This window comes from Methanobrevibacter olleyae (assembly GCF_900114585.1).
Taxonomy (GTDB): domain Archaea; phylum Methanobacteriota; class Methanobacteria; order Methanobacteriales; family Methanobacteriaceae; genus Methanobrevibacter; species Methanobrevibacter olleyae.
Genome location: NZ_FOTL01000029.1, coordinates 16,229 through 29,715, shown reverse-complemented (window position 1 = coordinate 29,715; position 13,487 = coordinate 16,229). Strand labels below are relative to the sequence as shown.

Annotated in this window: 10 protein-coding genes; 4 read left to right on the top strand and 6 right to left on the bottom strand. The window is 27.0% G+C overall.

Annotated features, from left to right (window positions below):
- Positions 1-51: 51 nt before the first annotated feature.
- On the bottom strand, positions 52-3,444 hold the full coding sequence (locus tag BM020_RS07755; protein WP_074798034.1) for a DUF11 domain-containing protein: 3,393 nt from the start codon (positions 3,442-3,444) through the stop codon (positions 52-54).
- A gap of 957 nt (positions 3,445-4,401) precedes the next feature.
- Here BM020_RS07755 and pdxS point away from each other — a divergent pair.
- Complete coding sequence (gene pdxS / locus BM020_RS07750) at positions 4,402-5,283, top strand: pyridoxal 5'-phosphate synthase lyase subunit PdxS (RefSeq protein ID WP_067146562.1); 882 nt, start codon at positions 4,402-4,404, stop codon at positions 5,281-5,283.
- A 140-nt stretch (positions 5,284-5,423) separates the two neighbouring features.
- Complete coding sequence (locus BM020_RS07745; RefSeq protein ID WP_067146560.1) at positions 5,424-6,260, top strand: PfkB family carbohydrate kinase; 837 nt, start codon at positions 5,424-5,426, stop codon at positions 6,258-6,260.
- A 118-nt stretch (positions 6,261-6,378) separates the two neighbouring features.
- Here BM020_RS07745 and BM020_RS07740 read toward each other — a convergent pair whose 3' ends face one another.
- A complete protein-coding gene (locus tag BM020_RS07740; RefSeq protein ID WP_074798782.1) occupies positions 6,379-7,833 on the bottom strand; it encodes a dihydrolipoyl dehydrogenase family protein in 1,455 nt (484 codons plus the stop codon).
- Positions 7,834-8,024: 191 nt separating this feature from the next.
- Here BM020_RS07740 and BM020_RS07735 point away from each other — a divergent pair, with 191 nt between their 5' ends.
- Both BM020_RS07735 and BM020_RS09635 read left to right on the top strand, forming a co-directional pair.
- On the top strand, positions 8,025-8,894 hold the full coding sequence (locus tag BM020_RS07735; protein ID WP_067146556.1) for a cation diffusion facilitator family transporter: 870 nt from the start codon (positions 8,025-8,027) through the stop codon (positions 8,892-8,894).
- Positions 8,895-8,980: 86 nt separating this feature from the next.
- Entirely contained in the window at positions 8,981-9,133 is a 153-nt protein-coding gene (locus tag BM020_RS09635) for a hypothetical protein (protein ID WP_158499593.1), read from the top strand.
- A gap of 29 nt (positions 9,134-9,162) precedes the next feature.
- On the opposite strand, the gene BM020_RS07730 is transcribed toward BM020_RS09635, so the two are convergent.
- The 4 genes from BM020_RS07730 to BM020_RS07715 form a co-directional block, all read right to left on the bottom strand.
- On the bottom strand, positions 9,163-10,827 hold the full coding sequence (locus BM020_RS07730) for an AMP-binding protein (protein ID WP_067146554.1): 1,665 nt from the start codon (positions 10,825-10,827) through the stop codon (positions 9,163-9,165).
- A 271-nt stretch (positions 10,828-11,098) separates the two neighbouring features.
- A complete protein-coding gene (locus BM020_RS07725) occupies positions 11,099-11,536 on the bottom strand; it encodes an acyl-CoA thioesterase (RefSeq protein ID WP_067146552.1) in 438 nt (145 codons plus the stop codon).
- A 59-nt stretch (positions 11,537-11,595) separates the two neighbouring features.
- Positions 11,596-12,165, bottom strand: coding sequence for an XRE family transcriptional regulator (locus BM020_RS07720; RefSeq protein ID WP_067146550.1), 570 nt, complete (start codon positions 12,163-12,165; stop codon positions 11,596-11,598).
- Positions 12,166-12,430: 265 nt separating this feature from the next.
- Positions 12,431-12,853, bottom strand: a complete 423-nt coding sequence (locus BM020_RS07715; protein WP_067146548.1) for a hypothetical protein — start codon at positions 12,851-12,853, stop codon at positions 12,431-12,433.
- Positions 12,854-13,487: the final 634 nt, after the last annotated feature.

Below are 13,487 nucleotides of genomic sequence, written 5' to 3'. Positions count from 1 at the left end.
AATAATAATATGTGTTTATAAATAAACACATAAAATTAACAAAATATAGTTTTATCTTTTTCTAAATGGAACTAATACTAAAATTAAACTTAAAAATAAAACTACTAATGGGTTTCCAGCTTTAGGTGAGCTTGGATTAGTTAAAACTGTTTTAGCAACAGGTTCTTTATTGATACCTGTATTATTATCAGTTTTTGTTTTATTAGTACCATTAGTTACATTATTTGTTTTATTAGTTACACTAGTGTTATTAGTTACATTAGTTTCATTTGTACTATTAACAGTTTCATTAGTTATATTATTTCCTGCAATAGCAGTATTAACTTTTATACCAGTACTAGTTGTATTAAATAGAATATCTAAACTTACAGATTCTCCAGGAGCCAATACTCCTTTATATGTCCATTTATTTATTCCATCAAAAGTCCATTCATTATTTTTATCTATGTAAGACAAATAAACTAAACCCTTAGAATATTTATTATCCTTAATATAAACACCAGTTAAATTACAATCACCAGTATTAGTTAAGATAATAGTAAAACTAACAGTTTCACCAACTTTAACAGTTTTATTATTTGAAATTTTTACAATAGTCATCTTTGGAGTGTAAACTGAAGTAGTGTTATTAGTAGTTTTATTATCAGTCTCATTAGATGAAGAAACTATAACATTAGTAAAGTTACCAGATTTAACTGTATTAAAAACTACAGTAAATTCTGCAGATTCATTAATATTCAATTGATTTTTGTAAACCCATTTACCATTATTATAATTCCATTTATTTCCTTCATCAATATAAGAATCATAAATTAAACCATCATAACTTTTTTCAAATACAGTAACACCATGAAGGATTGTATCACCCATATTTGTTACTCTAATTATGAATTCCACTTTTTCTCCATTTATAACAGTTTTATTTAAAGTAATTTTTTCAACTTTCATATCATAATTAGTTCCCATATATGTAACATTAAATAGGAATAAATTTTGAGTTGTTGAACTTCCTGCACTATAAAAATCAAATAATACCTGAGTACCATTAGCTAATATTAAACTAGCATTATAATTCGGTACACGGAATCCAGAATTATACAATGCAATTACTTCTTTAGTTAAATTGTTATCACTATTTCTAAAATCACGGTCTGTAAAGTCCCATAAACTGAAAGTTATATTGTCTTTTTCATCTGAGAAATAATATTTATAAATTAAAATCTTTAAGTATTCACTAACATCTTCACCAGTTAATTGGTTACGTGCTAAACTAAGATTATTTAATAAATACACATAATCAGGGAAGTTTAATGTTCTTTGTAAACAATATCCTTTTAAACCATCTTCTAAATCAAGCAAATAAGTAGTTTTATTAACATTTTCCACGTTTATTGTGGTAGTGTTAATATCTTCTATTTGATTAGGGCTTAAAGTATTATTCTTTTGATTTAATTCATTCAATACATAAATTTGTTTATCTTCTAATGCAGTATTATCTTTAAAATTATTATTTTCAATAGTAGCATTTTCAGCATAGATAATTCCATAACCTCTAGATGTGTTGTTTTCTAGATTACTGTTGTTTAAAACTAAATTTCCACTAATTATTGCAGATCCATCATAAGCATTGTTTTTAATGAAATTAGAATTATTAACAGTAGAATTTCCAAAACTAAATAATCCCCCACCATTTACTGCAGTGTTAGAATCAAAGGTTGATTCATTTACATCAGCATTAGATGCAACAAAAGCTCCACCACCAACGTATTCTGCAATATTATTGATAAAGTTATCATTTTCTGAATTTAACACATCCGCATAAACTCCACCACCATAATAAATTACACTATTGTTGATGAAGTTATTATTCTTAGAATTTAATTCTGAAGAATGTATTCCTCCACCATATTCTGCACTGTTGTTGGTGAAATTAGAATTATTAACAGTGCTTTCACCAGTAGCATATACTGCCCCACCAATATCAGTTGCATGATTGTTGGTGAAATCGGAATTGTCAATTTTAGCATCAGCACCATATACTGCTCCACCATTTTCGTTAGCAGAGTTATTGGTGAAAGTTGAATTGTTAACAGTGATATTTTTATTAGAAAATGCTGCTCCACCATGTCTGTTAGAAGTATTGTTTGTGAAATTAGAGTTAGTAATATTAACTTCTGATTGTGCACGTACTGCTCCACCTTCATCAGATGCCTTATTGTTTATGAAATTTGAATTTTCAATTACAATATTATCTCTAGCATATGCAGCTCCACCACTTCTTTTAGCAGAGTTATCAGTGAAGTTAGAATTATTTATAACACCTGCATCATATGATCCAACTGCTCCACCATCACCGTTAGTAGCAGAATTATTAACAAATACTGAATTATTAATTGAATATTCCGTATTGGTGTATATTGCTCCACCACCATTTTTTGAAGTATTATTAACAAAAACTGAATTATTTACAGTAGCGTTTGGAGCATATATTACTCCACCTTGGCCATTTTTAGAAGTGCTGTTAGTAAAAGTAGAATCAGATATGGTTAAATTACCATAAGCTCTTATAGTTCCACCTGAACCATCTGCACTATTATTGGTGAAATTAGAATTACTAATATTAGCATTTTCTGAAGAATAAAATGCTCCACCAGAAGAATTTGCATTATTATTATTAAATGTACTGTTAATTATAGTTAAATTTCCATTTCTAACATATAATGCTCCACCGTAGGAAGTTGCACTGTTATTATTAAATGTACTGTTAATTATAATCAGATTTCCAGAGTTAAATGATATTGCTCCTCCACTTCTGGTGGTTTTTCCATTTATAAATGTTAAACCATTTATAGTTATATTCTTGTTATAACTAATGGAAAAGATATAACCTGCTCCATTTGCATCTATTATTGCATTTCCTTTATTTAAAGCTTGTAAAACTAAATTTTTACCTAAAGTTATATTTACAAGATTATAAGTTCCATCAAGGAAACAAATTGTATCATCTGCTGTAGCAGCGGTGTATCCAGTAGTCCAGTTTGTTGGATCATCACTAGAAGAACCAGTACCTGTACCGTTAGAGCTAATATAAATTATATTACCTCCTCTTGATGGACCTTCTCTTAACGGGTTTGAATTTGATTTACTTTTAATACTATTTTCATTAGTGTTTGTTGAATTGTCTACAATATTTTTGGAAGTGATTGTTTCATCAGAATTACTACAGAGGGTATTTTCCTTAATATCTGTGGATTTTTCACCTATATTAGTATCTTTATTGTATTCATCAACACTAACACTGTTATCTGTATTACTAGTAGTATCCATAGAATTTAAATCTTTCTCTCCCATTATCACATTATCATCTGTGTCTAATGCAGATACTGAAGAAATAGTTAAAAATAATGAAAATATTAATAGTAATATAATTATCTTTTTCTTCATTTTTTTAAAACTCCTTATTTTTTTTAGATAGGAATCTAATATATATTTAATATTTAAATAAATCACTACAATTTAGTCTAAATTTCCTAGATTTAAAATAAATCTAGTTCATTTAAACTGGTTTATATTCAAATATATAATAAATATATTCCTCTAAACTTATATTGAATTTCATGATAAACTATATTTTTAGTAAAATATATTTAATCATTTAAATTCAAATGGAGAAGATTTCAAATTATAACATGTGTTAATTTAATATTAACCTATTATAATATTAGACTTAAACAAAAATATATATTTCATTCAAAAATATATATTATGTTCAAATCATAATATTTTATATATGTATATGCTTATATAAATTTTTCGTTACTTTCAGATTTAATAATACTAAATATTATAAAATTAATAATTAAAGAATAATAAAAAGATAAAAAATAAGTTCTAAAATTAATTTTGAATGGGGTAAATTTAACTTATGGTGAAATAATTGATAAACAAGCAAAAAAGATGGTTAATTATTTAGTAAATGGTGAAGAATATAAAGGTTTTAATTTAGTAGGGTAATTAATATATTTTTTTATTATATTTCTATTTACTTTATAAAATCTTTATTTTTATTATATTTCTATTTACTTTATAAAATCTTTATTTTTATTATATTTCTATTTATTTTATATTTATTTTATAAAATTTTTATAAAATTTTTCTTATTTACTAAACTTTATATATTTTTAAATAGATAAATAATCATGGCTTTTAAGATTACTTTTATTATCTATTATTTTTATTTCTTTTTTATAATTTTAATAGAGATTTTATATATTTTTATATATTTAATTTAAGTTAATAGAAGAATTATAAGCATTTTTAAGATTAACAAAATATTTATAGAAATATTCATAATTATAAAAATATTTTAAAAATATTAAACACTTATATGGAGAATTTATTATGGTAAAAGGAACTGATGTTTTAAAAGAAGGTTTTGCAAAAATGACTAAAGGTGGGGTCATTATGGATGTTGTCAATGCTGAACAAGCAGTTATTGCAGAAGATGCTGGTGCTGTAGCAGTTATGGCTTTAGAAAAAGTACCTGCTGATATTAGAGCTGCTGGTGGCGTTGCAAGAATGGCTGATCCTACTATTGTTGAAGAGGTAGTTGATGCTGTTTCTATTCCTGTAATGGCTAAAGCAAGAATTGGCCATATTGCTGAGGCTCAAATTTTACAAACATTAGGTGTAGATATGATTGATGAAAGTGAAGTACTTACACCTGCTGATGAAGAATTTCACATAAACAAAAATGAATTTACCATTCCTTTTGTTTGTGGTGCAAGAAACTTAGGTGAAGCTTTAAGAAGAATTGATGAAGGTGCAGCTATGATTCGTACCAAAGGTGAACCTGGTACTGGCAACATTGTAGAAGCTGTTCGTCACATGAGAATGGTTATGGGTGAAATTAGAACCATTCAAAAATTAGAAGAAGAAGAACTTTGGAAATACGCAAGAATAATTGAAGCACCTATTGAACTTCTTAAAAAAACTGCTGAAATGGGTAAATTACCTGTAGTAAACTTTGCAGCTGGTGGAATCGCTACTCCTGCAGATGCATCTTTAATGATGCAATTAGGTTCTGATGGTATTTTTGTAGGTTCTGGAATATTTAAATCTAACAATCCTGAAGCATTTGCAAAAGCTATTGTAGAAGCTACTGCTAACTATGACAAACCTGAAGTATTAGCTGAAGTCTCTAAAGGACTTGGGCAAGCTATGAAAGGTATTGAAATGTCTACTCTAACTGAAGCAGACAGAATGCAAGATAGAGGTATTTAACTCAAGCTTTTATTGGCCTTCTGCCAATGAAACCTTGATTAAAACTTTTTTTATAAGTCTTTGAGATTTATCAGCTTTTTTTCTATTTTTAATGATATTTTAGCTTTGTATTTAAAAAATTAATTTTATTGCTGATTTATATGACACTTGTTTTAATTGGGCCTGTATGTGAAGATTTGATTATTATTGGAGATGAAAAAAGCTCTAAAGTTGGCGGAGCAAGCTTTTATCAAAGTTTTGTCTATGAAGAGTTTTATGATGATTATCTATCTATTATAAATACTTCAAACACGGATTTAATTGATAAATTTCCTGATAAATCTAAAGTTAAGGTCATTTTAAAAGAGGATACACATTATTTTATTAATGAATATCCAGATAAAGATAATTTAAATATTAGAAAGCAATTTACTAATTTTGCAAATGTCCCTATTTTCGCTGATGATTTAAAAGCCATTTTCGATGAATTGGATATGAATAATGGGAATATTGATGCTTTTGTTCTAAATCCATTAAATAGCAATGATTTTCCACAAGAAACGATCGAGTACTTAAAGAGCTTTGAGCTTCCTATTTTTGTTTCAATTCAAGGATTTTTAAGATTTAAAGGAGAAAATGATTCCATAATCCTTAAATATGATGAAGGTTTAGACAAGATTATTTCATGTTCTGAGGGATCTTTTATGGATGAAGAAGAAGCCAAATTAATTCCAATTCATAATTTTAATCGATCTCCCTTAATAATTACAAATGGAAGTAAAGGATCAAGAATTCTATATGATGGTAATGAATTGAAAATAGAAGCTGTAAACTGTGATAATATGGTAGATGCTACTGGATGTGGAGATACTTATATGGCTTCTTATATATCCTTTAGATTAAAAGAAAACTCTATTAAAGACTCTGCTGATTTTGCTTCCTTAATATCAAGTAAAAAATTAGAGACATTTGGACCATTTAAAAAATATAAAAAGTAAGTAAAATAGTAAAAAAGAAGTATGAGACTATTAAAAAATATAAAATCTAAGTAAAATAGTAAAAAAGAAGTATAAAAATTTTAAAAGATATAAAAAATAAACATAGAAAATCTATGTTTTAAAATTTATAATGTATATTGTGTAATTTATACAAACATACAGAACTACTTGAAGGGAATGCATAAATCATATAATCAAGCTCTTCAAGGCTTATTTTTTGGTTAATGATGAATGTAAACATATTTGCTACATTTTCAGCATCTGCTGCATATATTTCAGCACCTAGAATGTTTAAATCTTTATCTACAATAACCTTTGCTTCGGCAGTTCTATCGTTTTTAAGCTCAAGGGAATAGGATTTACCATATCTTATTCTATGAACTTCATATTCATCGCTTTTCTCAGCAATATAAGCTGGAATACCAACTGTCGCTATTCTAGGAATTGTATAAGCAACTGCTGGAACAACAGGATAAGTTATCTCATCAGCTTGGCCTAATAATTCTTTTGCAAGGTATTTGGATTGGTGAATTGCAACTGTCACAAGTTTTGCAATGCCGGTATCTGCTACATCACCACAAGCATAGATATTGGGAATTTCACTCTGTAAGTGATTATTTACTTTTATTCCACTTTTAGTATAATTTAAACCTATATTTTCAAGACCAATATCTTCAAGGTTAGCTTCTCTTCCCATAGCTGCAATTATATAATCACCGGTTATGCTAAGTCCACTTTCACAATTTATGGTAAAGGCATTTTCATAAGCTTTATTGTCGATTTTTGCATCAGGATCTCTTAATTTATCATCTGTATTTAAAGCTTTTTTTAGATTAAGGATTTTATCTTCAGGATTATTGATTATTATACTTTCATCTTTAATAATTTCTTTAAGCCTTTCGTTAAAATGGAAGCGAATATTTTTCTCTTTTAAAATTTCTATAATATTTTGTACATATGGTTGGTGGAAGTATTTTAAAGCCATATCTCCTCGAATAATTAAATCTGCCTCATAGCCTGCTTCTGCAATTATTGATGCAAATTCCATTGCTACAAAACCAGCACCTATAATAATTGTATGTTTTGGAAGCTCATCAATATCTAGAAAGTCAGTGCTATCATGTAGGTATTCTTTTCCAGGTATATCTGGAATAATAGGCTTTAAACCAGTAGATATAACGATTTTATTGGTGGTGAATGTCTCATCTCCTACTTGAACTGTGTGTTCATCTAATATTACACCTTTTCCATGAGCTACATCAAGGTCATACTCTTCAAATTTAGCATCTAAGAAAGGAGCCATACCAGCAATACGCTTTCTTTTTAATTTCATCAAATCAGGCCAATTAACTTCAAAATTACCAGATTTCCCAACACCTTCAAAATTATCTGCCAATGCTTTAATTTCATATGGTGCATCAAGTAATGCTTTTGAATTGCAACCTCTATTTGCACAGGTTCCACCATATAAACTTTCTTCAATTATTAATATTTTAAGGCCTGCTTTTCTTAAAAATCGACCACCTTGCCATGCTGCATTTCCACTTCCAATATAAATAACATCATAATCCATAATTTGACCTCTTGAATTAGTTAAATATTTGTTTAAAATAATATAAATTTTTATCTTATTTCCTAATTGCATTAATTAAGTTAATTTCTAATAGACTACTTGGTTTATTAATTATAGTCATAAGTCATTTTTATCTATAATTATATTTATTATTCATAACCCATATACTTAATAATAGGATTGCTGATAGAATGGATAAAAAGTCAAATAAAAATAATGTTGAAATTCATAGAGAAGCAAGTGAAAATCTTTCTTTTGCTCTTATATTAAATCTTTTATTTAATATTGTAGTAATATCTGGAGGTATTATCACAAATAGCGTAGCAATCATATCAGATGCTTTACATGATTTTAGTGATACCATTTCAATATTGATTGCTTGGGTTTTAGAAAAATTATCTGGCAAGGAGTCTAATAATAAATTTACTTATGGTTATCAAAGATTTTCTATTTTTGGAGCATTATTTAACTCTACTATAGTTATTTTAGCTTCATTAACTGTTGTTTATGAGGCGTTTAATCGTTTATTCCTTACACAGTCTCCAGATGCTTCAGGTATGATTCTAATAGCTATTTTAGGTATAATATTTAAAGGAGCTTCTTTAATTAGACTTCACAAAGGTAAAACATTTAATGAGAAGGCTATTTCTATTCATATGTTTGGTGATGTATTTGAATGGATTGCTCTTTTGATTATTAGCTTAATCTTGTATTTTGTAAATCTTCCAATCCTTGATCCGATTGCATCTATTTTAGTTAGTGTTTGGGTTATTTATAATCTAGCTAAGACATTTATTGCAAGTGCTAAAATACTCCTACAAACAAGCCCCTCTAATATTGATATTGATTTACTAAAGAGAGATTTATTAAATGTTGAAAACATTGAATCAATTGAGGACTTTCATATTTGGTCATTAGATGGAATTGAAAATATATTAACATCTAAGTTCAAGGTGTCTTTGAAAAATGAAGAGGTTTTCGATAGGGAATTAACAATTAATAGTTTAAAAGAAGTTGCTAAGGGTTATGGTATTAATCATACTACTTTTGAGCTTAATTAAATAATTTTAATAAAATTTTTCTCATTTTTCTTATTTTTTATATTTTTTAGTCTAATAAAGAAAATAAAAAGAGTGATTTTAGAAAAATGATTTTAGTAGATAAAGAAAATAAAATGAGTAATTTTAGAAAAATGATTTTAGTAGATAAAGAAAATAAAATGAGTGATTTTAGAAAAATGATTTTAGTAGATAAAGAAAATAAAATGAGTGATTTTAGAAAAAATGATTTTAGTAGATAAAGAAAGTAAAATGAATAAATTTAGGAGAATTAAAATTCTCCTCTTTCTCTTCTTTCATCAAGAAGCTTTAAACCGATATCTCCTAATTTGTATTTTTGGATTTTACCACTTGTAGTAAGTGGGAACTCATCTACAAAGAATACATATTTAGGAACTTTGTATCTTGCAATTTTACCAATACAGAAATCTCTAATATCTGCTTCAGTAATATCATCGAATCCTTCTTCTTTTATGATAAATGCACCTACGATTTCACCATATTTTTCATCAGGAATACCAGCTACTTGTACATCTTGCACAGATTCATGAGTGAATAAGTATTCTTCAATTTCTCTCGGATAGATATTTTCTCCACCACGAATGATCATGTCCTTAATACGTCCTACAATACTATAGTATCCATCTTCATCTACAGTAGCTAAGTCTCCAGAGTGTAACCATCCATCTGGTTCAATAGTTTCAGCGGTTTTTTCTGGCATATTGTAGTAACCTTTCATTACATTGAAACCTCTACACATGATTTCTCCAGTCTCTCCTGGTCCAAGTTCTTTACCAGTTTCAGGATCTACGATTTTAACTTCAATATTAGGGAATTTCCTACCTACAGTGCTGATTTTTTTCTCAAATGAATCTGAAGCATTAGTTTGAGTAAAACCAGGTGCAGCTTCTGTAAGGCCATATACACTTGTAATTTCCTTCATATTCATTTTTTCAATTGCATCTTTCATTGTTTCAACAGGACAAGTGGAACCTGCCATAATACCAGTACGTAAAGATGACATATCAAACATATCAAACATTGGGTGGTTCATCATACCGATAAACATTGTAGGTACTCCATAGATGGAAGTACATCTTTCTTTTTGAATTGAAGAAATAGCAAGTAATGGGTCGTATTCTTCAAGCATTATCATAGTAGAACCATGGGTAATAACTGCCATTACACCAAGTACAGTTCCGAAACAGTGGAATAAAGGTACTTGTAAGAGAAGCTTATCAGCAGGACTATAATTCATATTTTCTCCTATGTAATAACCATCATTTACAATATTACGGCTTGTAAGCATTACTCCTTTAGGGAATCCTTCTGTTCCGCTTGTATATTGCATGTTGATTACATCGTGTTGACTAACAGAATCCTTTACCCTTTGATACTCTTCATCATCGTAGTTCATACCGAGTAATAACAATTCATTAGTATTAAACATCCCCCTATGTTTTTCCTGTCCTACATGAATTAAATACTTTAAGCAAGGGAATTTTTCACTATTTAAATTACCTCTAGCACTTGTTTTCATCTCAGGAACAAGTTCATGAATAATATCGAAGTAATTTATATCTCTAAATACATCAGTCATTGCTAAAGCTTTCATATCTGATTGTTTTAATACATATTCTAATTCATGAGATTGATAAGCAGTGTTTACAGTTACAATTGTTGCACCTATTTTAGCAGTTGCAAACATAAAAGTTAACCATTCCGGCACATTTTTTGCCCAAATACCTACATGGTCTCCTTTTTCAATTCCAATTGCAAGTAAACCTTTTGCCATATTGTCTACTCTTTCATCAAACTCTTTGTAAGTAAATCTAAGGTTTCTATCTGGATAAACAATAAATTCATGATCTGGTTGTTTTTCCACTTGGCTTTCAAAGAACTTCCCAAGGGAAAGTTCAGTAAATAGTTCACTCATATTTTCACCATTTCTAATGATTTAATAATTTTTTTATTTATTATAATTCAGTTTTATCTTAAATTTAAGTATAAATAATTTAAATTCTTTAAAAAACTTATTAAGTATAAATATTTTAAATTCTTTAAAAAACTTATTAAGTATAAATATTTTAAATTCTTTAAAAAACTTATTAAGTATAAATATTTTAAATTCTTTAAAAAGTTATATTTTCAGTATAAAGGCTACTTTTAATTCATTATAACTTTTTAGAATTTATCAAAGTATTTTATTATTCCACATTTGCTTTATAAATTTTTCCAATATCTTCTTCTTTAATTAAGTGTTTACTTAGCTCATTTTTAATATCTTCAGGTATAGGCATTTTACATTCTTCAATATAGTCATAATGAACAATCACGGCTTTTCCTTTAGCTTTTAATTTACCATCTTGCCATGCCTCATTACCAATAATAAATGAAGTATTTCCAATATGCAGAATATAAGTTAAAATTTCTACATCTTGTCCATAGTAAATCTGATCTAGAAAGTCATATTCACTTTTTAACATTATTAGTTTCCATGTTTTATGATTTACTTCAAGATTTGGGGTAAAAAATTTAAATAATTCATTCCTTCCAAATTCAAACCATCTTCCAATAATGTTATTGTTTACATGTCTCAGGCCATCCAAATCACTAAATTGTGGAATTATAGTGTTTTTATACATTTTATCCCAATTTTAAATTAATATAATATTTTTAATATCAAAAATATTGATTATAATATTTAATAAGGAGTATATAAAACAGCTAATATTTTTGCTTTATCTTTAATAGAGTGTAAATGATGTGGAACTACAGAATCATAGAAGATACTGTCACCTGCAGCTACAGTAAATTTATCTTTACCATATTCTACCTCAATTTCTCCTTCAAGTACATAAATAAACTCTTCTCCTTCGTGAGATGATAATTTATAATCTTCTTCATAACTGATATCAATTATAAATGGATCAATGTTTCTATCGATTTTACCTGCACCTAATGAATGGAATTCTAAGTTACTTGCATTTGTAACATCTTCTCTTCCTGAGAAATATAATACATTATTTGGCCTTCCTCCTCTTACTAGAACAGGTCCAAGTTGCGGTGTATCATCGAGGAAAGTTCCAAGCCTTACACCAAGAGCCTTTGCTATTTTAGTAAGTGGAGTAAGGGAGGGAATGATTTCTCCGCTTTCCATAGCTTTAAGAACATCAAGCTTTACATCACTTTTTTCAGCAAGCTCTTCAACACTCATGTTTTGCCTTTCTCTAATGCTCTTTACCTTTAAAGCAAATTCTTTGTTTTCTTTCATTGTTTCACCTTTATACATTTTGTTTTTGTTTTAATTTGATTTTAAAATTGTTAAATATTATAGATTTTATTTTATTTTATTTTTTTTTAATATTTCTTAATTCTTTAAATATTAAAGAAAATTTTTACAAAAATATTAAGATTAATAATTTTATAAATTCTCTTTTAAAGATTTAAGGAGTAATCTTACATTAAATGAAATTTTAAAAAAAGAGAATTAGAAGTGTAATAAAATAAATAAAAAAAAGTTTTTAAGTGGATAATAATTATTCATCTGAAGTACTTTCTGTATTGTCAGCACTTGATGTATGTTCTGAATCATCTCCTCCACTATTTTCATTTGTATTAGTATTACTGTTACTGTTAGAATTTGAATTACTGTTACTACTTGTGTTAGCATTTGAATTGTCAGTATTACCATCAATATCTTCTTCTATAGTGGAATTTGTATCAGTTTCATTATCAGTTTCATTAACTTCTTCTACTACTTTTTTTTCATAAACTGCATTTAAACTTGCTGGAGTGAAATTATCATCATCCAATGCAATCATTTTATCGGTATCATTGACTTCTGGAAAAGATGCACTAACGAAGTCTCCGGTAAATACAGCTGCAAAATTACTCAATCCCAAGGCAAGGATTGCAATTACAAAAAATATGCAGAAGTTTGCTCTTTTATCAACTTTCAAATTCTCACCTCTTATAGAACTTTTATTTTTTAATTCAAAATCTTGTCATCATTTGTATACTTTTATATTTTTAATATACAATACTAAGTTTTTACTTCATTAGTATTTATATATTATGGTAATTTTATAATATTTTTAATTATTTGTCCTTGATTTAATCTTTATTTCTTAATTTGTTTAACTTTTTTTGATTAAAATTAATTATCTTTCTTAATTATTTAAGTTTAACTTAAATTCTAAAATTTTTTCTTAATTTCTTTAAATTGCCTAATTTTATTCATTATTTATATTAATTGTACCTTTTTATCCCTTATTTACTAAAATTGCATAATTTTATTCATTATTTTTTAAACTTTCGATGTTTTCTTATCCTCTAAATCTTAAGATTTATATACTATTTCATTCAATATAATATAGGTGGAAATGGACTTCCGTTTCCGACTAAAATATTTTTATAAATTATAAAGATTTTTTTTAAAATTATACAGATTTATATTAAAAAAATCAGTTTTAAATTAATTATTTTTTTAGATTAATTATTTTTTAGATTAATTATTTTTTAAAATTAATTATTTTTTTAAATTAATTATTTTTTTAAATTAATTATTTTTTTAGATTAATTATTTTTTAAAAT